The sequence below is a fragment of the Mesorhizobium sp. M4B.F.Ca.ET.017.02.2.1 genome (assembly GCF_003998955.1).
Taxonomy (GTDB): Bacteria; Pseudomonadota; Alphaproteobacteria; order Rhizobiales; family Rhizobiaceae; genus Mesorhizobium; species Mesorhizobium abyssinicae.
Genome location: NZ_RZOF01000052.1, coordinates 1 through 25,180, shown reverse-complemented (window position 1 = coordinate 25,180; position 25,180 = coordinate 1). Strand labels below are relative to the sequence as shown.

20 protein-coding genes and 1 pseudogene are annotated in these 25,180 nt (G+C 65.8%); 14 read left to right on the top strand and 7 right to left on the bottom strand.

Annotated features, from left to right (window positions below; translation table 11 throughout):
- The 3 genes from EN738_RS09575 to EN738_RS09565 form a co-directional block, all read right to left on the bottom strand.
- Positions 1 to 726, bottom strand: a 726-nt coding sequence (locus tag EN738_RS09575) for an MBL fold metallo-hydrolase (RefSeq protein ID WP_189605784.1), incomplete at its 3' end; no start/stop codon positions are given.
- Positions 726 to 1,892 (bottom strand): diphosphate--fructose-6-phosphate 1-phosphotransferase, encoded by a 1,167-nt coding sequence (locus EN738_RS09570; protein ID WP_127283462.1) that lies wholly within the window; start codon positions 1,890 to 1,892, stop codon positions 726 to 728. The genes EN738_RS09575 and EN738_RS09570, both read right to left, overlap by 1 nt.
- A 121-nt stretch (positions 1,893 to 2,013) precedes the next feature.
- Positions 2,014 to 2,700: a L,D-transpeptidase gene (locus tag EN738_RS09565; RefSeq protein ID WP_189605786.1), complete on the bottom strand. Its 687-nt coding sequence runs from the start codon at positions 2,698 to 2,700 to the stop codon at positions 2,014 to 2,016.
- Positions 2,701 to 2,999: 299 nt separating this feature from the next.
- Here EN738_RS09565 and EN738_RS09560 point away from each other — a divergent pair, with 299 nt between their 5' ends.
- The 3 genes from EN738_RS09560 to xylB all read left to right on the top strand — a co-directional run bounded on the left by EN738_RS09560 (position 3,000) and on the right by xylB (position 6,596).
- Positions 3,000 to 3,623 (top strand): LysE family translocator, encoded by a 624-nt coding sequence (locus EN738_RS09560; protein WP_126056936.1) that lies wholly within the window; start codon positions 3,000 to 3,002, stop codon positions 3,621 to 3,623.
- Between the two features lie 113 nt (positions 3,624 to 3,736).
- Positions 3,737 to 5,059, top strand: coding sequence for a tetratricopeptide repeat protein (locus tag EN738_RS09555; RefSeq protein ID WP_127283460.1), 1,323 nt, complete (start codon positions 3,737 to 3,739; stop codon positions 5,057 to 5,059).
- A gap of 82 nt (positions 5,060 to 5,141) precedes the next feature.
- Complete coding sequence (gene xylB / locus EN738_RS09550; protein ID WP_127283459.1) at positions 5,142 to 6,596, top strand: xylulokinase; 1,455 nt, start codon at positions 5,142 to 5,144, stop codon at positions 6,594 to 6,596.
- Positions 6,597 to 6,793: 197 nt separating this feature from the next.
- On the opposite strand, the gene EN738_RS09540 is transcribed toward xylB, so the two are convergent.
- Complete coding sequence (locus EN738_RS09540) at positions 6,794 to 7,156, bottom strand: nuclear transport factor 2 family protein (protein ID WP_127283457.1); 363 nt, start codon at positions 7,154 to 7,156, stop codon at positions 6,794 to 6,796.
- Positions 7,157 to 7,268: 112 nt separating this feature from the next.
- Here EN738_RS09540 and xylA point away from each other — a divergent pair, with 112 nt between their 5' ends.
- Complete coding sequence (gene xylA, locus EN738_RS09535; protein WP_127283456.1) at positions 7,269 to 8,594, top strand: xylose isomerase; 1,326 nt, start codon at positions 7,269 to 7,271, stop codon at positions 8,592 to 8,594.
- A gap of 233 nt (positions 8,595 to 8,827) precedes the next feature.
- On the top strand, positions 8,828 to 9,037 hold the full coding sequence (locus tag EN738_RS09530) for a hypothetical protein (RefSeq protein ID WP_127283455.1): 210 nt from the start codon (positions 8,828 to 8,830) through the stop codon (positions 9,035 to 9,037).
- Position 9,038: 1 nt separating this feature from the next.
- Here EN738_RS09530 and EN738_RS09525 read toward each other — a convergent pair whose 3' ends face one another.
- Positions 9,039 to 10,019, bottom strand: a complete 981-nt coding sequence (locus tag EN738_RS09525) for a GlxA family transcriptional regulator (RefSeq protein WP_127283454.1) — start codon at positions 10,017 to 10,019, stop codon at positions 9,039 to 9,041.
- Positions 10,020 to 10,095: 76 nt separating this feature from the next.
- Here EN738_RS09525 and EN738_RS09520 point away from each other — a divergent pair, with 76 nt between their 5' ends.
- From EN738_RS09520 to EN738_RS09485, 7 genes are all read left to right on the top strand, one after another.
- On the top strand, positions 10,096 to 11,019 hold the full coding sequence (locus EN738_RS09520; RefSeq protein ID WP_127283453.1) for a 3-keto-5-aminohexanoate cleavage protein: 924 nt from the start codon (positions 10,096 to 10,098) through the stop codon (positions 11,017 to 11,019).
- A gap of 70 nt (positions 11,020 to 11,089) precedes the next feature.
- On the top strand, positions 11,090 to 11,719 hold the full coding sequence (locus tag EN738_RS09515) for an HD domain-containing protein (protein ID WP_127283452.1): 630 nt from the start codon (positions 11,090 to 11,092) through the stop codon (positions 11,717 to 11,719).
- Positions 11,716 to 12,828 (top strand): carnitine 3-dehydrogenase, encoded by a 1,113-nt coding sequence (locus EN738_RS09510; RefSeq protein WP_127283451.1) that lies wholly within the window; start codon positions 11,716 to 11,718, stop codon positions 12,826 to 12,828. Before EN738_RS09515 ends, EN738_RS09510 begins: the two co-directional genes overlap by 4 nt.
- A 4-nt stretch (positions 12,829 to 12,832) precedes the next feature.
- Positions 12,833 to 13,996, top strand: a complete 1,164-nt coding sequence (locus EN738_RS09505) for an acyl-CoA dehydrogenase (protein WP_127283450.1) — start codon at positions 12,833 to 12,835, stop codon at positions 13,994 to 13,996.
- A gap of 65 nt (positions 13,997 to 14,061) precedes the next feature.
- Complete coding sequence (locus EN738_RS09500; RefSeq protein WP_127283449.1) at positions 14,062 to 16,140, top strand: acetate--CoA ligase family protein; 2,079 nt, start codon at positions 14,062 to 14,064, stop codon at positions 16,138 to 16,140.
- The gene (locus EN738_RS09495) at positions 16,133 to 16,915 is read left to right on the top strand and encodes a carnitinyl-CoA dehydratase (RefSeq protein ID WP_127283448.1); all 783 of its coding nucleotides are present in this window, start codon (positions 16,133 to 16,135) and stop codon (positions 16,913 to 16,915) included. Before EN738_RS09500 ends, EN738_RS09495 begins: the two co-directional genes overlap by 8 nt.
- A gap of 216 nt (positions 16,916 to 17,131) precedes the next feature.
- Entirely contained in the window at positions 17,132 to 18,073 is a 942-nt protein-coding gene (locus EN738_RS09485; RefSeq protein ID WP_127283447.1) for an alpha/beta hydrolase, read from the top strand.
- A 15-nt stretch (positions 18,074 to 18,088) separates the two neighbouring features.
- Here the strand turns inward: EN738_RS09485 and EN738_RS09480 are convergent, their stop codons facing one another.
- Both EN738_RS09480 and EN738_RS09475 read right to left on the bottom strand, forming a co-directional pair.
- On the bottom strand, positions 18,089 to 18,952 hold the full coding sequence (locus tag EN738_RS09480) for a hypothetical protein (RefSeq protein ID WP_127283446.1): 864 nt from the start codon (positions 18,950 to 18,952) through the stop codon (positions 18,089 to 18,091).
- A 7-nt stretch (positions 18,953 to 18,959) separates the two neighbouring features.
- A complete protein-coding gene (locus EN738_RS09475; RefSeq protein ID WP_127283445.1) occupies positions 18,960 to 20,549 on the bottom strand; it encodes an ABC transporter substrate-binding protein in 1,590 nt (529 codons plus the stop codon).
- 415 nt (positions 20,550 to 20,964) lie between these two features.
- Here EN738_RS09475 and EN738_RS09470 point away from each other — a divergent pair, with 415 nt between their 5' ends.
- Both EN738_RS09470 and EN738_RS09465 read left to right on the top strand, forming a co-directional pair.
- Positions 20,965 to 22,944 (top strand): hypothetical protein, encoded by a 1,980-nt coding sequence (locus EN738_RS09470; RefSeq protein WP_127283444.1) that lies wholly within the window; start codon positions 20,965 to 20,967, stop codon positions 22,942 to 22,944.
- 11 nt (positions 22,945 to 22,955) lie between these two features.
- A pseudogene (locus tag EN738_RS09465) lies at positions 22,956 to 25,180 on the top strand (hypothetical protein); the annotation flags it as partial.

The window sequence follows — 25,180 nt, the reverse complement described above, 5'->3', positions numbered from 1 at the left end:
GCCTCTGCGGCGCAGATAGGCCGGGGCGATCTCGCGCATCCGCGCGCCGTCGAAGCTCGGTCCATGACCGCCATGGCCGATGCGGATCGGCAGGTCGAGCAGGCGCCGCATGGTGCGGCAATAGGCGGCGCGATCGGAATCCGGCAAATCGTCGATCAGCATGCCGTCATAGATGGCATCGCCGGCAAACAACAACCCGTCGGCCTCGTCGAACAGCGCGATCGAATCGGGCGAATGTCCCGGCAGATGCAGGACGCGGAACTGCCGGTCGCCGAGATCGACGATGTCGTCCTCGTCGAGCGCGCGCGTCAGCGGCGCCGGTGGAATCCGATAATCGGCCGCCTTCCAGTCGGGCGCCGGCAATTTGGAAACGGCGCCGTCGAGATTGTGGAACATGTAGGCATAGGTGACGGCCTCATCCATGCTCTCGAACTGCGCCGCGCTCATCTTCGGCCCGGCCCGCAGCGGGAACTCATGCAGCGAGCCGACATGGTCGAGATGGATATGCGTGGCGACGACGATCAGCGGCTTGCCGGCTGGGGTGTCGATCTCGGCCGCCAGCGGCTGGATGCCCATGCCGGTGTCGACCAGAAGGTCGGCATCGCGGCCCCTGAGATGCCAGATGTTGGCGCGCACGAAATCATGCACGAACGGCTCGGTCAGCATCGTTGTCCTGGCGTCGACGATGGCCTTGCCGAACCAGTCGCCCACCACCAGGTCGCCCATCAGACGAAGGGCTTCCCGACCTTGTATTTCTCCGGCACCAGCCGCTGGAGGTAGGCCATGCCGGCATCCGAGAGCTTGTTGGCGTCGGGCTGCATGAAATCGTCGGGCATGTGGCGCGTCTTGCCTGCGACGTTCTTCAGCGGCACCTTCTTCAGCACGGTTTTGGAACCGTCATACTGCAGCGCCACCGAGCCGCCGCCCTGCCCGGCGACCTCGACGGCGAAGGCGCCGGCGTCGAAGGCCTCTTTGGCGTCGACGGCATTGATGGCGCCGATGTAGCCGCGCGGCATGTAGCCCAGCGCGTCGACCCGCGCCCGCTTGCCCGGCAGGCCTTCGGCCAGCGCGCGCTCCAACGCGGCCGTCAGGTCGCTGCCCGACAGCTTGACGTTGCCGTGCTGGTCGCGTTCGAGCTTCTCTGGCGGCACCAGGCTCTCGACCAGCGCCTTGCCGTCGGCGGTGCTGACGCCTTCGGAGACGGCAACGATGCAGCGCTTGTGGCGGTCGAGCGTGGCCCGCACGTCGTCGATGAAGCGCTTCGCCGAGAAGGCGCGCTCCGGCACGTAGACCAGATGCGGGCCGCTGTCCGGATCGAGCTGCCAGGCGGCGGCGGCCGCGGTCAGGAAGCCGGCATGCCGGCCCATGACGATGCCGACATAGATGCCGGGCAAAGCGCGGAAGTCGAGATCGACCGAGAGGAAGGCGCCGGCGACGAACTCGGCCGCCGAGATGAAGCCCGGCGTGTGGTCGTTCTCCTCGAGGTCGTTGTCGATTGTCTTCGGCGCGTGCACGAAGGCGATCGAGCCGCCGGCGGCGTCGGTCAGGATCTGCTGCGTGCCCGACGTGTCGTTGCCGCCGATATAGATGAAGGCGTCGGCGCCGATCTTCTTCAGCCCGTTGAGGATCACCTCGCAATAGGCGGCGTCGGGCTTGTCGCGGGTCGAGCCGAGCGCAGCACTCGGCGTTGCCGCGATCAGCCTGAGCTGCTCTTCCGGGATGGCGGAGAGGTCGGCATAGTTGCCGTCGCGGATGCCGCGCACGCCGTGGATCGAGCCCAGCACCCTGGCCCCGGGATGGCGCTTGCGGATCTCCAGCGCGGCGCCGACGACCGTCTGGTTGATGACGGCGGTCGGGCCGCCGCCCTGCGCGATGACGAAAGTTCCGGCCATGCTTGCTTCTCTCCCGGGCGATGGTTTTGAGGCACCTTCGCCTGTCTTGCGGGATGACGCAACGGGAGAAAAGACCGCACTGGAACAAGTCGCCGAAACGGGCGCCGGCAGCGGCCGGGGATCAGACCACGACCACCGGGTTCTTCTTCGACACGCGGCTGTAGAGGTCGATGATGTCCTGGTTGATCAGGCGCACGCAGCCCGACGACATCGCCTGGCCGATGCTCCACCATTCCGGCGAGCCGTGGATGCGGTAGCCGGTGTCCTTGCCGTTCTGGAAGATGTAGAGCGCTCGCGCCCCGAGCGGGTTGGTGAGGCCGCCGGGCTGGCCGCCCTGCCATTTCACCAGTTCCGGCTTGCGCTGGATCATCTCCGGCGGCGGCGTCCAGACCGGCCATTCCTTGCCGTACTGGATGTTGGCGCGGCCCGACCAGCGGAAGCCGTCCTTGCCGATACCGACGCCGTAGCGGATGGCTTCGCCGCCGGGCTGCACGAGGTAGAGCATGCGCTCCTGCAGGTGGACGACGATGGTGCCGGGCGCCTCGCCGGTCTTGTCGACGACGATCTGGCGGCGGAACTCCGGCTTGACCTTCAGATAGGGCACCGCCGGCACCTCGAAGCCGCCATCGCTCAGCGACGCGTACATGACGTCGGGACCGGTGATGTTCTTGTCGACGCTGATGGCGGGGCGGATGGGCCGCACCGAGCCGGTGGTGACGTCGTCGAGCTGCAATTGCGGCAGTTCGAGCGTCTGGGTGCTGCAGCCGGCCATGCCGAGCAGCGCCATGGCGCCGGCGCCGGAAAGCATGGCGCGGCGGGAAAGCTGAATTTCGGTTTCGATTGCGTCGCCGTTCGGCGGCGTCAGATTTTGCGGCAACTCGCGCATACACCAGACCCTACGCTGTCGGCGGGAAGCACGGTCCGGCCGGGATAACAGGCATTTTCATCAGTCATGGTTGACAAAGCGTGAAGGACCCGACTTTGGTCCTAATGGCCGTCGCCGCGCCGGCAGGGCTGAACCAGCCGCCCAAACATTTCGAAGATGCCTCTTTACATTCCGGCCGACCCGAGGATTTATCCTTTTCTTTGTGCTCAAGGAGTGAGGAAATGTCCTTCGAGAACTGGGCCGCCTTCGCCGCCGCCTCCACCATCCTTCTCGTCATCCCGGGTCCGACGATCCTTCTGGTCGTCTCCTATGCGCTCGGCCAGGGCTGGCGCACCGCGCTGCCGATGGCGGTCGGGGTCGCGCTCGGCGACTTCACCGCCATGACGCTGTCGATGCTGGGCATCGGCGCGCTGCTGGCGGCATCGGCCACCGTGTTCACCGTGCTCAAGGTGATCGGCGCCTGCTATCTGATCTATCTCGGCGTCAAACTGTTCCGCGCCGGCGGAGCGCTGAAAGCCGAGCCGCGCACCGACGCGGTGTCCGCCGCCAAGATGATGGCGCACGCCTGGCTGGTCACCGCGCTCAACCCGAAGAGCATCACCTTCTTCGTCGCCTTCCTGCCGCAGTTCCTCGACCGGCATGCCGACTTCTGGCCGCAGATGCTGATCTTCGAGACGACCTTCCTGGCGCTCGCCTTCGCCAATGCCTTCGGCTACGCGCTGATCGCGGCGCGGGCGCGCAACGTCGTGCGCAACCCGAAAGCGATTCGCATCTTCAACCGCACCGGCGGCACGCTCCTGGTCGGCGCCGGCATCGCCACCATGGCGATGCGCTCGGGCAATTGAAGCGGGCGAAATTCGCCTGCCTTGGCTTTGTCGACATGCGCGACCTGAGCTTGGCGTGCCAGCCCCTATTGGCCTAGGATAGGCCAGTTCCGGCATCTGATGGAGGGCTAGCCATGGCAGTCAGGGACGCTTTCGGGCTGACCTTGTCCGGCGCGACGGAAGCCGGATTGACGGCCTATGGTCGGGCTGTGCGTGAGCTTCAGTGCTTCATCGGCGATCCGGTCGGCTCGGCCGATCGCGCGATCGCCGAGGATCCCGGCTTCGTCATGGCGCATGTGTTCAAGAGCTACCTCTTCGCGCTTGCCACCGAGCGCGAGGCGACGCTCGTGGCCAGGGCATGCCACGAGGCGGCCTTGCCGCTCGCCGCCACGGCGCGCGAGCAGGCGCATGTCGCGGCCCTCGGCCATCTCGCCTGGGGGCGCTGGCACGAGGCCTCCCGCATCCTCGAGGATGTCGCCATCGACCATCCGCTCGATCTCGTGGCGCTGCTGACCGGGCATCAGATCGACTTCTTCACCGGCAACGCCCGCATGCTGCGCGACCGCATCGGCCGCGCCCTGCCGGCCTGGCGAAGCGACATGCCCGGCTATCATGCGGTCCTCGGCATGCAGGCCTTCGGGCTGGAGGAAATGGGCGACTATGCGCGCGCCGAACGGCTCGGCCGCACGGCTGTCGAGATCGAGCCGCGCGACGGCTGGGCGCAGCACGCCGTCGCCCATGTCATGGAGATGCAGAGCCGGCAAAAGGACGGCATCGCCTGGATGCGCGCCAATCCTGACGCCTGGACCAGGGAAAGCTTCCTCAAGGTGCACAATTGGTGGCACCTGGCGCTGTTCCATTACGACCTCGGCGAGGTCGATGAGGTGCTGGCGCTCTATGACGGCCCGATCTATGGCGAGGCCTCGACGATGGCGCTCAACATGGTCGATGCCTCGGCAATCCTGTGGCGGCTGTGTCTTGGCGGCGTCGATGTCGGCGGGCGCTGGACGGCTCTGGCCGACAACTGGCACAAGGCCGGCGGCGGCAACTATGCCTTCAACGATGCCCACGCGATGATGGCCTTCGTCGGCGCCGGCCAGGAGGCGCGGGCGGAGGGCCTGCTCGACGCGCAGGGCGAGGCGATGCGCGGCAACGACGACAATGCGGCTTTCACCCGCGATGTCGGCCATCCGCTGACGCTGGCGATCAAGGCGTTCGGCGAAGCAAATTACGCCGAGGCGGCGCGCCTGATCCGCCCCATACGGTCGATCGCGAACCGCTTCGGCGGCAGCCATGCGCAACGCGACGTCATTGACCTGACGCTGATCGAGACCGCCCTGCGCGCCGGCGATGGACCGCTGGCGCGGGCGCTGACGGGCGAACGCGCCTTTGCGCGGCCGGACAGTCCGCTGTCGGCGCTGTTTTCGCGCCGCGCCGCCGATTTGTCCGAGAATTGACCCGAAGCGGATCTTGGCATAAGAACTGGCCAAGCCAGATTTTTTCGAGATCCGAAAAAATTAATGGCATTGGGAGGACATCATGTATCTCGGCCTCGATCTGGGCACGTCGGGCGTCAAGGCGCTTTTGATCGATGCCGGGCAGACCGTCATCGGCTCCGGCCACGGCTCGCTCGATGTCTCGCGGCCGCATCCCGGATGGTCCGAGCAGGATCCCGCGCACTGGATCGCGGCCTGCGAAACAGCGATTGCCGAGCTCAAGGCCGCGCATCCGAAGGAACTCGCGGCGGTCAAGGGCATCGGCCTGTCCGGCCAGATGCATGGCGCCACTCTGCTCGACGTCGGCGACAAGGTGCTGCGCCCCTGCATCCTTTGGAACGACACGCGCAGCCATGTCGAGGCCGCCGCGCTCGACGCCGATCCGCGCTTCCGCAAGCTCACCGGCAACATCGTCTTTCCGGGCTTCACCGCGCCGAAGCTCGCCTGGGTGAAGAACAACGAGCCCAGGATCTTCGCCAACGTGGCGAAGGTGCTGCTGCCCAAGGATTTCCTGCGGCTCTGGCTGACGGGCGAGCACATTTCGGAAATGTCCGACTCCGCCGGCACCTCCTGGCTCGACGTCGGCAGGCGGCGCTGGTCCGCTGATCTGCTGGCAGCCACGTCACTCGACGAGAAGCACATGCCGTCGCTGGTCGAGGGCACGGCGAAGGCCGGCGCCCTGCGCGCCGAGCTTGCCGCCAAATGGGGCGTTGCGGCCGGCATTCCGATCGCCGGCGGCGCCGGCGACAATGCGGCCTCGGCCTGCGGCATGGGCACGGTCGGCGCCGGCCACGCCTTTGTGTCGCTCGGCACCTCTGGCGTGCTGTTCGCCGCCAACGCCGCCTACCTCCCCAATCCGGCAAGCGCAGTGCACACCTTCTGCCATGCGCTGCCCGACACCTGGCACCAGATGGGCGTTATCCTGTCGGCCACCGATTCGCTCAACTGGCTGTCGGAGATCACCGGCAAAAGCGCCGGCGAATTGACCGCCGAGCTCGGCGATACGCTCAAGGCGCCGACCGGCGTTTCCTTCCTGCCCTATCTCTCGGGCGAGCGCACGCCCCACAATGATTCCGCAATTCGCGGATCGTTCACCGGCCTGGCGCACGAATCCGGCCGCGCCGTGCTGACGCAGGCCGTTCTGGAAGGCGTCGCCTTTGCCTTCCGCGACAGTCTCGAAGCGTTGAAAACGGCCGGCACGACACTGACCCGGGTGACCGCGATCGGCGGCGGCTCGCGCTCGCGCTACTGGCTGAAGGCGATCGCCACCGCGCTGCAGGTGCCGGTCGACATCCCGGCCGACGGCGATTTCGGCGCCGCCTTCGGCGCCGCGCGGTTAGGGCTGATTGCCGCAACGGGCGCCGATCCGCTTGCCGTGTGCACCGCGCCGGCGACCGACGCCACGATCGATCCGGACGGCGGGCTTGGCGGGGCCTTCGCCGACGCCTACCAGCGCTACAGGGCGCTTTACCCGGCGATCAGGGCGGCAACCGCGTGAGTATGCGCGAGGCCCCCCTCTCTGCCCTGCCGGGCATCTCCCTCTCAAGGGGGGAGATCAGCAGCTTCGACGTTGGCACCTTTCTTTCGGCGTTGGCGTTTGGCGGAGGTCCGCGTGACGATCAATCTCCCCCCTTGAGGGGGAGATGGCCGGCAGGCCAGAGAGGGGGGCCTCGCGCCTCTCCTACCCGACTAGTCTCACTGCGCCGGCACCTTGTCGAGGAAGCCGGTGACGCTCTTCAGGCGGCCGTTCTCGATGACGCCGATGTCGGTGCCTTCGATGACGGGCTCCGTGCCTTCAGGACCGAGATTCCACGAGAAGCGGATCTGATCGGCAAACCCGTCCGGCTGGCCCTTCAGCGAAAACCGGAAGCCGGCGAAGCGCTGCTGCACGCCGTCGATCAGCGCGGCGATGCCGGCGTGGCCGTCGCCCTGCATGATCGGATCGCGGTAGCTGACGTCGCTGGTGAAGGCCGCTTCGAGCAGGGCCTTGCGGCGGCCCGCATCGCTCTCGTTCCAGGCGGTGATGTAGTTCCGGGCGATCGTGTTGAGGTCGGTCATGGTCTTCATCCTTCGTTGGATCGTTTCGACATGACCCTTTTCGGCCAGCGCCAACATGAAACCAATTACGCCTGAGGTAATGGCGGACAGAAACTTGCGAGAGGAAAGAATCATGGGCAGCGGATTTTTCGGCGACATCCAGACGATCAAGTACGAGGGGCCGGATTCGACCAATCCGCTGGCCTACCGGTTCTACAATCCGGACGAGGTGGTCGCCGGCAAGCGGCTGGAAGACCATCTGCGCTTTGCCGTCGCCTATTGGCATTCCTTCGCCTGGCCCGGCGGCGACCCGTTCGGCGGCCAGACCTTCGATCGTCCCTGGTTCGCCAAGCCGGGCGGCATCGACACGATGGAGCTGGCGAAGCTCAAGGCCGATGTCGCCTTCGAGATGTTCTCGCTGCTCGGCGCGCCCTATTTCTGCTTCCACGACGCCGACGTCCGGCCCGAGGGCAAGGACTTTTCCGAGAGCGCCGCGCGCCTCGACGAGATCGCCGACTATTTTGCCGCCAAGATGAAGAAGACCGGCGTCAAGCTGCTGTGGGGCACGGCGAACCTGTTCTCGCACCGCCGCTTCATGTCGGGCGCCGCCACCAATCCCGATCCGGATGTCTTCGCCTATGCGGCGGCGACGGTGAAAAGCTGCATCGACGTCACCAAGCGCCTGAAGGGCGAGAACTACGTGCTGTGGGGCGGCCGCGAGGGCTACGAGACGCTGCTCAACACCGACCTTGGCCGCGAGCAGGAGCAGGCCGGGCGCTTCCTCAGCCTGGTCGTCGACTACAAGCACAAGATCGGGTTCAAGGGCACCATCCTGATCGAGCCGAAGCCCCAGGAACCGACGAAGCACCAGTACGATTACGACGTCGCCACCGTCTACGGCTTCCTCAAGCGCTTTGGGCTGGAGAAGGAAGTGAAGCTCAACATCGAGCAGGGCCACGCCATCCTCGCCGGCCATTCCTTCGAGCATGAATTGGCGCTCGCCAATGCGCTCGGCGTCTTCGGCTCGATCGACATGAACCGCAACGACTACCAGTCGGGCTGGGACACCGACCAGTTCCCCAACAACGTGCCGGAAATGGCGCTCGCCTATTACCAGGTCCTGCAGGGCGGCGGCTTCAAGACCGGAGGCACCAATTTCGACGCCAAGCTGCGGCGCCAGTCGCTCGATCCGCAGGACCTGCTGATCGGCCATATCGGCGGAATGGATGCCTGCGCGCGCGGCCTCAAGGCGGCGGCGAAAATGATCGAGGACAAGGCGCTGTCGGGCCCGCTGGCCGAGCGCTATGCCGGCTGGAGCACGGCCGAGGGCAAGGCGATGCTGTCGGGCAAGCGCACGCTGGAAGAGATCGCCGAGCGCGTGGTCAAGAAGAAGATCGAGCCGCAGCCGCGCTCCGGCCGCCAGGAACTGCTGGAGAACATCGTCAACCGCTATGTGTGAGGGCCGGCGCCGGCCCTATCTATTTGTTCTGGCGCATTCAGGACGGAAAACCTGGAATTGCTCTAACTCAAGCAATTGCTAAGATAAAACGGCTTTGCGCGGGGCAGAAACCGACGACAAGGTTTTGCCCCGCGCCGCCCCTCAATCGCCTCTCTCTTGCCTTCAAACAGCCGTCACGGATTTCGTATAGTGTCGGCTCGTGGCGGGAATCAGGAAGAAGGAGGCGAAACGATATGCAGCACGAACGCGAAATCGACGCCCTGCTCTCATCTGGCGAGGCCGGCTCGATCATCGACCGGCTGATGGCGTTGCCGCACGGCAAGGCCGGTTCGCGCGGCGCGACCGAATGGGATCGCGCGGTCGCCAGCCGCTTCGAGACCCATATTGCAAGACAGATGCGCTCCGAGATCGACAGCGCCAGCACCCGGCAGAACGCCGCGTAGTCTATCCCCGGCGGAGCCTCACCGGCGCTTCGCCGAAAGCCCTCGAAAATGCCCTGGAGAATGCCGCAGCGGAGGAGAATCCCGTGCGCCCGGCAATGTCGGCCATGGCGATCCGCGTGTCGACCACCAGGCGCCGGGCGGCGCTGAGGCGCAGCCGCAGATAATAGGCGCCGGGCGTCTCGCCGATCGACTTGCGGAAGATGCTTTCCAGCGTCCGCGCTGTCACTCCGGCGCGCTTGGCCACGGCGTCGATGGTCAGCGGTTGGTCGACATGCGATTCCATCAGCCGGATCGCCTGCGCCAGCCTTGGGTCGTAGCCGTCGAGCCTTCCGAGCGAGACCAGCGGCTGCGCATCAGTCGCGGCGCGCGCCTGGTCGTAGATGAACACGCTCGCCACATCGAGCGCCACGGCCATGCCGAGCCTGGTCCGCACGAGATGCAGCATCAGATCGAAGGTCGGCGAGGCGCCGCCGGAGGTGAAGACAGGCCCGTCGATGACATACCGGTCCGGACGCACGTCGACGCCCGGGAAGGCGGCGGAAAAATCCTCCATGTCTTCCCAATGCGTGGTGGCGCTTCGCCCTTCAAGCAGGCCGGCCCGCGCCACCAGCCAGGTGCCGGCCTCGACGCCGCCGCAAGCGCGGGCCGCACGTGCTGCCCTCCGCAACCCCGCAAGCAGCGCCGACGTGGCATAATTCTGCGTGCCGAAGCCGGCGACGACGACCAACACATCGGTCGGCTCCGCGGCATCGAAGCGGCCGCTGACCGCCACCGGCAGGCCACAAGTCGTGACCGGCGCCTCACCCGTCACCGAAACCAGCTTGAAGTCGAACAGCGTCTCGCCGGAGATGCGGTTGGCGGCGCGCAGCGGGTCGACGGCCGAGGCCACGCACATGATCGACGAACCGGAGAACACCAGGAACGTCACCTTGAGCGTTTCGTGCTCGGCGCGAAAGATCGTCGGCTTTTCGCTTTTAGTCATGTCAGCTTCGTAAAGCGCAAAACAGTTTCCGGCAAGTCGGTCATTGTTGGGTCTGTCTTGATTGGGAGGAAGTCCAATGCCGCTCGCAATGAACCGTGAGGTCTTCATTACCTGTGCCGTGACCGGGTCCGGCGGCTCGCAGGACCGCAGCCCGCATGTGCCGCGCTCGCCCAAGCAGATTGCCGATTCGGCGATCGACGCCGCCAAGGCGGGTGCGGCGATCGTCCACTGCCATGTCCGCGATCCCGAGACCGGCAAGCCCAGGCGCGACATCCATCTCTACCGCGAGGTGACCGAGCGCATCCGCGAGGCCAATGTCGACGTGGTGCTCAACCTCACCGCCGGCATGGGCGGCGACATGGTGTTCGGCTCGCCGGAGGCGCCGCTGCCGCTCAACGAGAAGGGCACCGACATGGGCAGCGCCACCAACCGCATGGAGCATGTGCGCCAGTGCCTGCCGGAGATCTGCACGCTGGATTGCGGCACGATGAACTTCGCCGAGGCAGACTATGTGATGACCAACACCCCCGGCATGCTCCGCGCCATGGGCGGCATGATGACGGCGCTCGGCGTCAAGCCGGAGATCGAGGCCTTCGACACCGGCCATCTGTGGTTCGCCAAGCAGCTGGTCGAGGAGCAGGTGCTGAAGCCGGACGCGCTGGTGCAGCTCTGCATGGGCGTGCCGTGGGGCGCGCCCGACGACCTCAACACCTTCATGGCCATGGTCAACAACGTGCCGTCGACCTGGAACTGGTCGGCCTTCTCGATCGGCCGCAACCAGATGGCCTATGCCGCCGCCGCGGTGCTGGCCGGCGGCAATGTCCGCGTCGGCCTTGAGGACAATCTCTGGCTGGACAAGGGCGTGCTGGCGACCAATGCGCAGCTCGTCGAGCGTGCTGCGAGCATCGTCACCAATCTCGGCGCCAGGATCCTCGGGCCGGAGGAAGTGCGCAAGAAGCTCAACCTCACCAAGCGGGCGCCGATCGCAGCCGGGGCATAAGCATGATCCCGAAAAGTGGGAGCCGGTTTTCGGGCAAGATCATGCTCAAGCAACACATCGGGAGCTGACCATGGCTACCGTCAAATTCACTGCGATGAAGGATGGCGACAGGGAAGACTACGAATTCCTGACCGTCCATGAGGTCGACTACGCTGCGAAAACCGGCGAGCGGCTGCTCGACGCGCTGGTGCAGCTCGACGAGGGCCTCTCCGGCTACAAGATCACCCGGCTCGGCCATTCGCTGCAGGCTGCGACGCGGGCCTGGCGCGACGGCGCCGACACTGACTGGATCGCCTGCGCGCTGCTGCACGACATCGGCGATATCTACGCGCCCTACAATCACGACGAATACGCGGCCGCGATCCTGAAGCCGTTCGTGCGCGAACAGTGCACCTGGGTGGTGGAGAAGCACGGCGATTTCCAGCGCCTCTATTACGCGCATCATCTCGGCGGCAACCGCGACGCCCGTGACCGCTTCGCCGGCCATCCCTACTTCGACGACTGCGACCGGTTCTGCGAGCGCTGGGACCAGTCGAGCTTCGACCCCGATTACGACACGCTGCCGATCGAATTCTTCCGGCCCTTCGTGCTCGAGGTCTTCGCTCGCAAGGCTTACGACCCGGCCGTGATCCGCGCCGGCGAGCGTGTGCCGCTTACCGATCCCGAAACAGCCAAGACCAGAACCGGAGCTTCCGCATGAGCATCATCAACAAGGCAGCCGCCATCGGCGGCGGCGTCATCGGCGCCGGCTGGGTGGCGCGGCTTCTGCTCAATGGCATCGATGTGTCGATTTTCGATCCGGATCCCGATGCTTCGCGCAAAGTGGGCGAGGTGATGAAGGGCGCCCGCCGCGCCTATAAGCAGATGCTGCCCGGCGGCCTGCCCAAGGAAGGCAGGCTCACCTTCGCCAAGACCATCGCCGAGGCGGTCGCCGACGCCGATTTCATCCAGGAAAGCGTGCCGGAACGGCTCGACCTCAAGCACAAGGTGCTGGCCGAGATCGACGCCCATGCGCCGGCCAACGCCATCGTCGGTTCGTCGACCTCCGGCATCAAGCCGACCGACATGCAGGTGGCGATGAAGAAGCACCCGGAGCGGCTGGTCGTCGGCCATCCGTTCAACCCGGTCTATCTCCTGCCGCTGGTCGAGATCGTCGGCGGCGAGCAGACCTTCCCGGAGGCGATCGAGGTTGCCAAGGAGCTCTATGCCTCGATCGGCATGAAACCGGTCGTGGTGCGCAAGGAGATCGAGGCCTTCGTCGGCGACCGCCTGCTCGAAGCCGCCTGGCGCGAGGCGCTGTGGCTGGTCAAGGACGGCATCTGCACCGTCGAGGAGCTCGACGACATTATGCGCTATTCCTTCGGCTTGCGCTGGGCGCAGATGGGCATGTTCCAGGTCTACCGCGTCGCTGGCGGCGAGGCCGGCATGCGCCACTTCATGGCGCAGTTCGGCCCTTGCCTGAAATGGCCGTGGACCAAGCTGATGGACGTGCCGGAGTTCAACGACGAGCTGGTCGACCTCATCGCCACCCAGTCGGACGAGCAGGCGCATGGCCTGTCGATCCGCGAGCTGGAAAAGATCCGCGACGACAATCTGGTCGCCATCATGGAAGCGCTGTCGAAGCAGAACAAGGGCAAGGGCTGGGGCGCCGGCGCGCTGCACAAGGACTATACCAGGCAGCTCGCCAAGCTGGCGGCAAAGAAGCCGGTCTCCAAGGCGGCCGAGAAGGCCAAGGCTGCCAAGCCGGTGAAGAAGGCCGTGAAGCCGGCAAAGGCCGAAAAGTCGAAGAAGAGCAAGAAGAAGGGCTGAGGCGATGGATTTCGGTCTTTCCGAGGAACAAAAACTGATCGTCGAGACGACGCGCGCCTTCGTCGAGAACGAACTTTACCCGCATGAGAGAGAGGTGGAGCGCACCGGCGTGCTGCGCCGCGAGCTTGTCGACGAGATCAAGGCCAAGGCGATCGAAGCCGGCCTCTACGCCGCCAACATGCCGGCCGATGTCGGCGGCGCGGGCCTCGATACGGTGAGCTGGCTGCTCTACGAGAAGGAACTCGGCCGCGCCAACTACGCGCTGCACTGGACCTGCGTCGCGCGCCCGTCCAACATCCTGCTCGCCGGCACGCCGGAGCAGCGCGAGAAATACCTCTTCCCCTGCATCCGCGGCGAGAAATGGGACTGCCTCGCAATGACCGAGCCCGGCGCCGGCTCCGACCTGCGCGGCATGAAGGCCACCGCCGTCCAGGACGGCGACGACTGGGTGTTGAACGGCACCAAGCATTTCATCAGCCATGCCGACATCGCCGACTTTGCGATTTGTTTCATGGCTTCCGGCGAAGAAGATTCGCCGCGCGGCAAACGCAAGAAGATCACCGCCTTCTTCGTCGACAAGGGCACCAAGGGTTTTACGGTGCGCGACGGCTATCGCAACGTCTCGCATCGTGGCTACACCAACGCCATTCTCGAATTCGACGATTGCCGGCTGCCGGCGAGCCAGGTCCTTGGCGAGGTCCACAAGGGTTTCGAGGTCGCCAATTCCTGGCTGGGCGCCACCCGCCTGCAGGTCGGCGCCACTTGCCTCGGCCGCGCCGAGCGCGCGCTCGGCCATGCCATCGAATATGCAGCGCAGCGCCAGCAGTTCGGCCAGCAGATCGGCAAATTCCAGGGCGTGTCGTTCAAGCTCGCCGACATGGCGACCGAATTGAAAGCCGCCGACCTGATGGTGTTCGAAGCCGGCTGGAAGTACGATCAGGGCACCGTCACCGACCAGGACATGGCCATGGCCAAGCTGAAGGCTACGGAGATGCTGGCCTTCGTCGCCGACGAGGCGATCCAGATCCATGGCGGCATGGGGCTGATGGACGACCTGCCGCTGGAGCGCATCTGGCGCGACGCCCGCGTCGAGCGCATCTGGGAAGGCACTTCGGAGATTCAGCGACATATCATTTCGCGGGCGCTGCTGCGTCCGTTCGGGGCTTAGGGCATGATGTGCCCCAAACCGGGGTCCGGTTTGGGGGAAGATCATGCTCAAACGAAAAGATGACCATGCATAAACTCGAACGTCTCCTGCGCCCGAAGTCCATAGCCGTGTTCGGCGGCGCGCAGGCCGCCGCCGTCGTCGCGCAATCGATCAAGATGGGCTTTGCCGGCGAAATCTGGCCGGTGCATCCGACAAAGGACGAGGTCGCCGGGCGCAAGGCCTACCGCTCCGTCGCCGACCTGCCCGGCGCGCCGGACGCCGCCTTTGTCGGCGTCAACCGCCATCTCACCATCGAGGTGATCAGGGAACTGGCCGAGCGCGGCGCCGGCGGCGCCGTCTGCTTCGCCGCCGGCTTCCTCGAGACCGAGGCCTATGACGAGGACGGCGAACGGCTGCAGGCCGAGCTCGTCGCAGCCGCCGGCCAGATGCCGATCATCGGTCCGAACTGCTATGGCCTCATCAACTATGCCGATGGCGCGCTTCTGTGGCCCGACCAGCATGGCGGCATCCGGCTGCCCGACGGCGGCAAGGGCGTCGCCATCATCACCCAGTCGTCCAACATCGCCATCAACATGACGATGCAGAAGCGCGGCCTGCCGATCGCGTTCCTGATGACCGCCGGCAATCAGGCGCAGACCGGCCTCTCGGAAATGGCGCTCGGCCTGATCGAGGATGAGCGCGTCACATCGCTCGGCCTGCACATCGAGGCTTTTGACGCAGTAGCCGGCTTCGAGCGGCTGGCGGCCAGGGCCCGCGAGCTGAAGAAGCCGATCATCGCCATGAAGGTCGGCCGCTCGGAACAGGCGCGGCAGGCGACGGTGTCGCACACCGCCTCGCTCGCCGGCTCGGATGCCGCCTCGGGCGCGTTCCTGAAGCGGCTCGGCATCGCCCGCGTCGATTCCATTCCGGCCTTCATCGAGGCGCTGAAGCTCCTGCACATCACCGGGCCACTGCCCGGCTACAAGCTGTCTTCGATGAGCTGCTCGGGCGGCGAGGCCTCGGTGATGGCCGACAGCGCCGAAGGGCGCTGGGTGCATTTCCCTGCACTAACCGACAAGCACCGCGCCCATGTCAAATCGACGCTCGGGCCGCTAGTCGCGGTCGCCAATCCGCTCGACTACCACACCTTCATATGGAACAACGAGCCGGCGATGACGGCGACCTTCACCGCCATGGTGTCGGGCGGCTTCGACCTCAACATGCTGGTGCTCGACTTCCCCCGTCCCGACCGCTGTTCGGACACCGACTGGTGGACGACGCTGCGCGCCTTCGAGGCGGCGCTGAAGACCAACAGCGCGCAAGGCGCGATCGTTTCCTCGCTGCCGGAGAACCTGCCGGAGGAATACACCGCCGGGCTGATGGCGCGCGGCATGGTGCCGCTGTTCGGCATCTCGGAAGCCATGGATGCCGCGCAAGCCGCCGCCTTCATCGGCTGGGCCTGGCGCGAGCCCGAGGCGCAGCCGGTCGACACGTCTGCTTCCGGCGTCGCCAGCGGCGGCCATGTCACGCCCGACGAGGCCGAGGCCAAGGCGCGGCTGATCAAGGCCGGCCTGCCGGTGCCGAAGGGCGAGCGCGCCGCCAATGCCGTCGAGGCGGTGATTTCGTCCATGGCGCTCGGCTTCCCGGTTGCCCTGAAGACTTTGGGCGTCACCCACAAATCGGAGGTTGGCGCCGTGCAGCTGAACCTTCGGGACGCCGAATCCGTCAGCACCGCCGCGCATGATCTCTTGCCGCTCGGCACCGGCCTTTATGTCGAGCGCATGGTGCGCGACGGCGTCGCCGAGCTGATCGTCGGCTTCACCCGCGACCCGATGTTCGGCGCGGTGATGACGCTCGGCACCGGCGGCGTGCTGGTCGAATTGTTGCGAGACAGCGTCACTTTGATGCTGCCGGCGACCCGCGACGACATCGAAGCGGCCCTGCGTGGACTGAAGCTCTATCCGCTGCTCGAAGGCTATCGCGGCCGGCCCAAGGCCGATGTTCAGGCTGCCATCGACGCCATCGCCGGCATCGCCGGCTTCGTGCAGCAGAATGCCGGCGAGATCGAGGAGCTCGACATCAATCCGCTCATCGTCTGCGCCGAAGGCAAGGGCGCCTGGATCGCCGACGCGCTGCTGGTGCTTGGAGAAAAGAAGAATGTCTGACGTCATTTCGACCCGCCGCGAGGGCGCGATCCTCGAGGTCACGCTCGACCGGCCGAAGGCCAACGCCATCGACCTGAAGACGTCGCGGCTGATGGGCGAGACGTTCAAGGCGTTCCGCGACGATCCCGAATTGCGCGTCGCCATCGTCAAGACCGCCGGCGACAAGTTCTTCTGCGCCGGCTGGGACCTCAAGGCGGCCGCCGGCGGCGACGCGGTCGACGGCGATTATGGCGTCGGCGGCTTCGCCGGGCTGCAGGAATTGCGCGACCTCAACAAGCCGGTCATCGCCTGCGTCAACGGCATGGCGGTCGGCGGCGGCTTCGAACTGGCGCTGTCCTGCGACCTGATCTACGCCTCGGACCATTCCTCCTTCGCGTTGCCCGAGATCCGCGCCGGCACGCTGGCCGACGCTGCGACGATCAAGCTGCCGAAACGCATTCCCTACCATGTCGCGATGGACCTTTTGCTCACTGGCCGCTGGATGGATGTCGCGGAAGCGCATCGCTGGGGCCTGGTCAACGAGGTGCTGCCCAAGGACAAGCTCGAGGACCGCGTCTGGGAGATCGCGCGGATGCTGGCCAGCGGCCCGCCGCTGGTCTTCGCCGCGATCAAGGAGACCGCGCGCGTGGCCGAGGCGCTCACCTTCCAGGACGCAATGAACAAGGTGACACGCCGCCAACTGCCGACCGTCGATATCCTCTATGGGTCGGAAGACAATATGGAAGGGTTCCGGGCCTTCGCCGAGAAGCGCGACCCGGTGTGGAAGGGGAAGTGACTCTGCGGAGATGATGGCGCGAGGCACCCCCCTCTGCCCTGCCGGGCATCTCTCCCTCAAGCGGCGAGATCGGCAGTTTCAGCCTCTACGCTTTTCTTCCAGCGTAGAAGATAGGCGAAAGCCTTCGCGACATCTGATCTCCCCCTTTGAGGGGGAGATGTCCGGCAGGACAGAGAGGGGGGCCTGGGCGCCATCACCGAAAGTTGGTCATCCTGCATGACCAACTACAAAACCCTCATCGACGCCGAGACCTGGGCCTTCATCGAGAAGACCAACTCCTACTATCCGCCGGATACGATCGACTACACGATCGCAGAGCAGCGCGCGATCTATGACCGCATGTGCCGCGAGTTCTTTGCCGGCTATCCGCAAGGCGTGACGGTCGAGACCACAGCCATCCCGGCGCCTGCGCAAGACATCCCGATCCGCCTCTATCGCAACGCAAAACCGCAGACGGCGGCGATGGTGCTCTACGTCCATGGCGGCGGCTTCATCCTCGGCGGGCTGGACAGCCATGACGATGTCTGCGCCGAGCTCTGCGCCCGCACCGGCTTCGAGGTGGTTTCCGTCGACTATCGGCTGGCGCCGGAGCACCTGCACCCGGCCGCCTTCGACGATGTCATGGCAGCCTTCGAATGGGCCGCCGCTGCTTACGAACGCCCCGTCCTGCTTTGCGGCGACAGCGCCGGCGGCAATCTTTGCGCCGCCGTCAGCCATGCGACGCGCGGCCATGCCAAAAAACCGGTCGGCCAGCTGCTGATCTATCCCGGCCTCGGCGGCGACCGGTCTCGTGGCTCCTATGTGACGCATGCCGAAGCACCGATGCTGACCGTGCGCGACCTCGAATTCTACAAGCACATCCGCACCGGTGGCGAGGACCGCACCGGCGACATCACGCTGGCGCCGCTCGCCGATGCAGACTTCGCCTACCTGCCGCCGACCGTGCTGATCACCGCCGAATGCGACCCGCTGTCCTCCGACGGCGAGGCCTATCGCGACCGCGTCGTCGCGGCCGGCGGACATGCGTACTGGTTCGAGGAACCGGGACTTGTGCACGGCTACCTGAGGGCCCGGCACACGGTCGGCCGGGCGCGCGCCAGCTTCACCCGCATCGTCGAGGCCGCAACGGCGCTCGGCAAGGGCGACTGGATCTGGTGAGCCGGCGTCCTTCGCTCAGCCGCGGATGAAGCCGATCAGCGCCTCGGCCATGCGGTGGTCGAATTCCTGCCGGAACAAATTGCGCTTCAGCCAGCTCGGATTGGAACCGACCGTCTTGTTGGCATCGACAACGATGCCCTTGCCGTCGACGATGAAATAGTCGATCGCGCCGTAATCGAGATGGAGCTTCTCCCGCACCGCCCTGACCTCGTCGGGAACCGCGCCGCCCACTTCGTTGCTGACAATCTTGGCGCCCGCGCACAGCACGTCTTCGTAGACCTGCCGCATGTTGAGTTCGGCGCCGAGCAGGAACATGTAGCGATGTTTCACGATCGGCAGGTCGAGGCTGTCGAAAGCGAATTTCTCCACCATCAGCCTCTCGTCGCGCCAGACCTCCGCCGGAACCTCGGTGATCGTGCCGTAGACGCGGTAGCGCGGGCACAGGCGCTCCTTGTAGTCCGGCGTCGCGATCTTGCGCAACGCATGCGCTGCCCGCGTCCAGCCATTGCGGTATTGCCGCCAGCGCAGCTCGGGCCGGCCCCGGCTGTTGAGCACCGTCTTGACGACGACCGGGCCCGGGTGGCTGTCGCCGTAGTTCAGCCTGAGCGTCGAATAGAGGTGCCGGTGGATGGAGAGGGCGCGGCCGTTGATGGTGCGCTGGTAGAGAATGCCGATCTGGGAATATTCTTGCGGCACTTCCGTCAGGTCGACATGCAGCAGGGCGGCCGGCGCACGGCTGCCGCCCGCCGGACGATCGAGCACGCGCACCTTCAGCCCGGCCTCTTCCACATGAGGCAGCAGCGACTGGATCGAGTATTCCCGCGACGAGCCGAAATTGCTGAGGCTCTCCACATAGACGTCGAGGTCCGCGGCCGCCACCGGGCGGTCAGTCCTGGATGTCGACGCCGGAGAAGTCATGGTGGTCGAAAGGATCCATGACGTAGCCTCGAACCCGTTCGCGCATCGGGATCGACACCACCGAATGCGCGATGACCACCCATGGCGTCTGTTCCCGGAACAGTCGCTGCGCCTCGACATAGAGCTTCGCACGGGCGGCGGGATCGACGATGGCCGCCGCCTGCTTGAGCAGCGCGTCGAAAGCGGCAAAACACCAGTTGGCGCGGTTGGTGGTGCCGACGCCGGCGCAGCCGAGCGGCACTGACAGGAAATTGTCCGGATCGCCATTGTCGCCGGTGAAGCCGAACAGCATGGCGCCATCGCGGTCGCGCGCCTTCGAGCGGGCGAGATACTCGGCCCATTCATAGGTGACGATATCGACACCGACGCCGATCTTGGCGAGATCCGACTGGATCATCTCGGCCATTAGCCGGGCGTTGGGGTTGTAGGGCCGCTGCACAGGCATCGCCCAGACTTTCATGCGCAGATCATGGACGCCGGCGGCGGCGAGCTCGCGCCTGGCGCCATCGGGATCGTAGCCATCGCCGGGAGCGGACTTGTCATAGGCCCATGAGGTCGGCGGCAGCGGATTGCGAGCCAGTTCGCCGGTGCCGCGGAAAACGACATCGACGATCGCCTTCTTGTCGATGGCCATGTCGATCGCCTTCCTGACGCGCGGATCGTCGAACGGCTTCTGCAAGGTATTGAAGGCGAGATAGCCGGTGTTGAGGCCCTCCTGCTGCATCAGCCTGATGCCGGGCGCGGCCTTGATCGCCTCGAGGTCGGCCGGATTGGGATAGGGCATGACATCGCACTCGCCGGCGCGCAGCTTTGCCATGCGGATGCTGGCATCGGTGGTGATGGCGAAGACCAGATCGTCGATCTTCGCCCGGCCGCGCCAGTAGTCCGGATTGGCCTTGTAGCGGATGACCGCATCCTGCTGATAGTCGACAAGCTGGAACGGACCGGTTCCGACCGGCCTTGTCGCCAGGTCCAGCGGACGCTTCTCCGCCAGCAGCCTGTCGGCATATTCCTTCGAGACGACCGACGCGAAATCCAGCGCCAGATCGGCCAGCATCGGCGAGTGCGGCGCCTTCAGCGTCATGACGACGGTGTAGTCGTCGAGCTTGCGCCAGCCGACGACGAGGTCCGGCATGCCGATGCCGTCGAAATAGATGTACTGGCGGCCGGCATAGTTGTGGAAAGGGTTCCCGGCGCTACCCTGGCGCTCGAAAGTGAACAGCACGTCGTCGGCATTGAAGTCGCGCGTCGGGGTGAAGCCTTCGATGCTGTGGAATCGCACGCCGCGCCGCAGATGGAATGTGTAGGTCAGCCCGTCGTCGGAGACCTCCCATTTTTCGGCGAGGCCGGGACGCACTTTGGTCGTGCCGGGTTCGAACTCGACAATGCGGTTGTAGAGCGCGGTCGCCGACGCATCGCGGGTGCCGGAGGCAAGTGCCGGATCGAATGTGTCGGGACTGGCCTCGGTGCAGTAGACCAGGGTCTTGGCCGCCGACGGCAATGCCGGCGACGAAAGGACGAGCGACGCCAGCAGCAGTATGAGGCGCTTGCCTGTCATGCCCCCTCCCTGACTATCCAACCCTTATCCGCACCAACGCTAACAGAAGGCCGCCGTGGCGGAAAGCCGGCCGCAGGATTCCATCGGCGGCGGCATGAACCTTTCCGCGTCAGCCCGCGACTGACGCTCAGGCGCCGCATGGTGCGGCCCGGGAAAGGAAAACCCAATGACCAGAAACCCAGAGGCTCCACGGTCTCCGGGAACAACAGAAGCTCGGCGCGACCACCGTCTTCGGGACAGGGTCGATGCGCTGGGCTTTCCGCTGATTCCGTTGACCCTGCGTAAGAGCCGGCGTATCGTGAGCATGAGGAAAGCAGACAATTCGATCAGGGAAGAACGTGCCGGAACGCCGAGCCTTGCCCTGATTCGCGCGGCAATGCCGGATGGTTCTTCCATAGACTTCGGGGGGAGTTCTATGTCCTGCGACCAAGGCGCTCTTGCGCACGCTCGTGCCGGCCGTTTGCGCCGCGCGGCAAAGGCAACCAGCGGATTTCTTGCTCTTGCGCTCAGCGCCGGCCTGTGGCTCGGCAGCCCTGCCGGCGCGCAGGAAACCCAGATCATCTATCCTGGCTCGATGGCGGTGACCGGCTTCCCCGGCACCGTCATCCCCAATTTCGACTCTTCCGAGTCCGAAGAGGGGGGCCTTCCGCCCGGCGTCGATCCGGTCGACGAAACCTTCATCGACACCAGCCGCGCCTCCTTGCGCGTCTTCGACGTCTCGCATCTCGGCGGCCCGGCCTCGGGCCAGCTCGTCTACACGCCGCCGCCCTTCGAGGTGACGGCCGGCCAGATCGGCGAGGTCTTCGGCCTTACCTATGACGACGGCGTGCGTGATGGCGTGCCGTCGGGCATCCCGAACCTCTATGCCGCCGCGACCTCGCTGCACGGCATCGAGATCGTCACGCCCGACGCCGACAGTGACGGACGGCCCGAGCGAGAGCGCCGCGGCGCTGCCGGTGCTGCCTTCATGGAAGGCCAGTTCGGCACCGAGAATGGCGGCGGGCCGGGCACGATCTGGAAGATCGACGGCATTACCGGCGCCGTTTCGAAATTCGCCGATATCGACACCAACAGCGGGCCCGGCATCGGCAACCTTTCCTTCGACCCCATCCATCGCCAGTTCTTCGCCTCCGATCTCGACACTGGCCTGATCCATCGCATCGACGCCAACGGCACGCTGATCGACACGTTCGACCATGGCGTCGCCGGACGCCCGGCGCACGGGCTCGACCCGGTCGCCGACGACGGCGCCGTCATGGACATCCAGGGCGCCGCCTTCGACAGCGAAGACCCCGACACATGGGGCTACACCCAGGACGAGCGCCGTGTCTGGGCAGTCGCCTATCACGGCGGCCGGGTCTACTATACGGTCGGCGAAAAGGCGGAGGTCTGGTCGGTGGGCATTGCCCGCGACGGCCGCTTCGCCGGCGATCCGCGCTGGGAGCTGACTGTCAAGGCCGACAAGGACTACGCCGTCACCGGCATCGCTTTCGACAACAAGGGCTTCATGTACCTGGCCCAGCGCGGCCCGGTGGAAAACCGCTACGATTACAGCCGCTTCGCCGATTCCGGCAAGGGCGAGGTCATCCGCTACTGGCGCGAGAATCCCGACGATCCGGCGACGGAATCGGTCTGGGTGGAAGAGCCGCAGGAATATGCGATCGGCTTCCCGCAAGGCAACCGCCAGTCGGCCGGCGGCGTCGACCTGCAATATGGCTATGACGCCGAGGGCAATCTCGACACCAGTGTCTGCACCGACACGCTGGTCAACACCGGCGACAAGTTGCGTGACAATCCGGCGCTTGCCGAGCAACTCGCCGCTGGCGGGCCTTTTGCCGTGCATGGCGTCCAGTTCACGCCGACCCCGCTGGTCAAGCCGGCCAACGTGCCGCCCTTCGGCTCCTGGTTCGTCGACTTCGACAGCTATTTCGAGGACCCGGAAGTGGAAGGCCATGTCGGCGACGTCAGGGTCTGGCGTCCCTGCGAGGGCCGTGCCGGCTACTATGAGGAAATTCCTGGCGGTTACCTGCCGCCATTCTATCCGCCGGACTTCCCACCGCCCGGCAATCTGCCTCCCTGTCTCGATGTCGAGGATGTCCAGTACTTCTGCACGCCCTCGGGCCTCGAGGCCGATCTCTATCTCCATGACCATGCCGGCTTCGGCGGCGATTCGATCAAGGCTCTGTCCAAGACGCCAGGCGTCGGGGTGACCTCACCCATGTCGCATGCGCCGGGCACCCCATACACGATCGGCATCACCGGCCATTATCCGGGCGACACGGTCGATGTCGGGCTCTGCTTCTACAGGCAGTCAGACCGCGACAAGGGCGGCTACTACCCTTGCTGCAAGATGACCCTGCCGCTCAGAACCCCAGCCGTCAGCTGCGAACCGTGAGGGAGGGAAAGATGACCATTTCCGCGCTTTCCCCGTTTGCTCCCAGCAGCAAACCCACCGTCATGGAGACGATCATGAAACCCCTGTCATATGCCAGGCGCGGCGCGCGCTGGCTGATGGCGGCCGGTATCGCGGTCGCCATGCTGCCGGCATTGCCGGCCTTCGCCGAGGACCCCATCCCGGCCAAGATCGTCGAGGCCGCAGGCCCGGAACCCAGGCTTGAGCTCGACAATCCCCGTGTCGTCAATCCCGAGCCGGGGCGCATCGTGCCGTTCTTCACCAAGAAGGGCGGCCAGAGAAGCTGCGACTACGTCTTCTACACCTTGACGTTCGGCCTGCACGGCAATGCGCAAGCCTTTGCCAATCCCGTGCTTGCCAATGCGCTGAAGAACGCCAGGCTCGACTTCAAGGACCAGCTTCCGCATGGCCTGCAGATCGTCAGCGTGCATGTGTCCGGCGACGGCACCGATGCCGGTGGAGGCGCTCTGCCCGGTGCATCGATCAGCACCTCGGCGGACCCGAACGACACCGCGACGGTTTCCGATTTCCGGATTTCCGCCAGCGATCTCGACGGCATGGGCGCCGCGAACGAACGCACCATCACCTTCCAGATCGTGGCCAAGATCGACCACGCGGCGTTCCCCGCGCCGGCCATGATCGACAACCAGGGCACGATCAAGGTGTCGATGGGAGGCGGCCCGGGGACCATCATCCCGTCGCAGGATCCGGGCAAGCCGGATGACGGCGATTTCCTTACCGGCGAGAAGACCTCGATCCGCATCGACTTGACCAAATGTAATCCGCCACCACCACCTCCCGGCAAGGAATGCTTCAAGGTGGAGCGCGGCACGGTCGATTGCGTGCCCGGCGGCGGCGCCTTCATCTACCACATGCCTGTCGGCCCGGAGATGGGCGGCAAGTGGGTGCAGGTCTCGACGACCACGCCCGGCATCACCATCATCCCCGACACCCAATTGGTGCCGGCGGGCGGCGGCGTGCTCAACTGGAAGATCGTCGGCGCATCGCCCGGTGATGTCATCCACCTTATTGTCACCGGCATCGAGACCTATGCCGGTCCGGAGGAGGGCTGGGGCCTGTGCTGCACGCAGACCATCGACATCGTCATCCCACGCGATCTCAGATGCCCGCCCGACAAGGAGCCGGACCTCAAGGTCGAGAAGCGCGCCGATGTCACGCGTTGCACGATGGCCGGCGGCTGCGACTTCACCATCAGGGTCAGCAATGTCGGCGGCACCCCCTATCACGGCAAGATCGTGCTCGACGAGGTGACGTTGCCGGCCGGCTCGGTGCTGGATTCCGGCCCGAACCCGCCCTGGGTCTGCGTGCCCGGCGTCACGCCGATGACCTGCACCCATCCGGTGACCACGCTCAACCCAGGCGCCTTTGTCGACCTCAAGCTCGGCTTCAAGCCGGCGCCGGGCTGGCAGGGACGCGTGCTGCGCAACTGCGCCATCTACGACTACCAGGCCAGCGGCAAGCCGCTGTTCGGCAGCCAGCAGAACGATCGCGGCTGCGCCTCGATCCCGATCTGCCGGCGTGGCGATCGCGACCCCGAGTGCCGGCCGCCGGTCGAGAAGAAGGTCGACCTGATCCTGAAGAAGCGTGCCCGCATCCCGGTCTGCACGGCTGACGGCATCTGCTACTTCGTCATCGACCTCATCAACAACGGCAGCGTCCCCTATAACGGACCGCTGACGGTCGTCGACAGCTATCCCGGCGGCGCGCCGGCCTCCTCGACCTTCGGCCCGTCTCCGCCCTGGAGCTGTGGACCGAACGGCCCCGGCCAGTTCCGTTGCGACAATCCCGGCATCGTGCTGATGCCTGGCGCGTCGACGTCGATCGTCGTCAAGGCGGTGATGCCGGCAAACTACCAGTCTGACAGCGTCGAGAACTGCGCCGAGGTCAGGGCGATCCCCGGTGAGGTCGACCTCACCAACAACAAGGCCTGCGCCAAGGAACGCTTCCGCCATCCCAATGGCGGCAAGCCCGGCCTGCGCATCACCAAGGTGTGCAACGGCTCGCTGGCCGGTGCCGCGGTGGTTTCCTGCCGCATCACCGTCAGCAACGCCGGCACGGCGGCCCCCACCGGTCCGGTGCGGGTCAACGATGCCGCCACGCTGGTGGCCGGTGGCGCGCCGGTCCAGATCCAGACCGTCACTCCCGACGGCGCGGAATGGGCCTGCGGACCGGTTCCGGCCAACACGCTGTCTTGCCA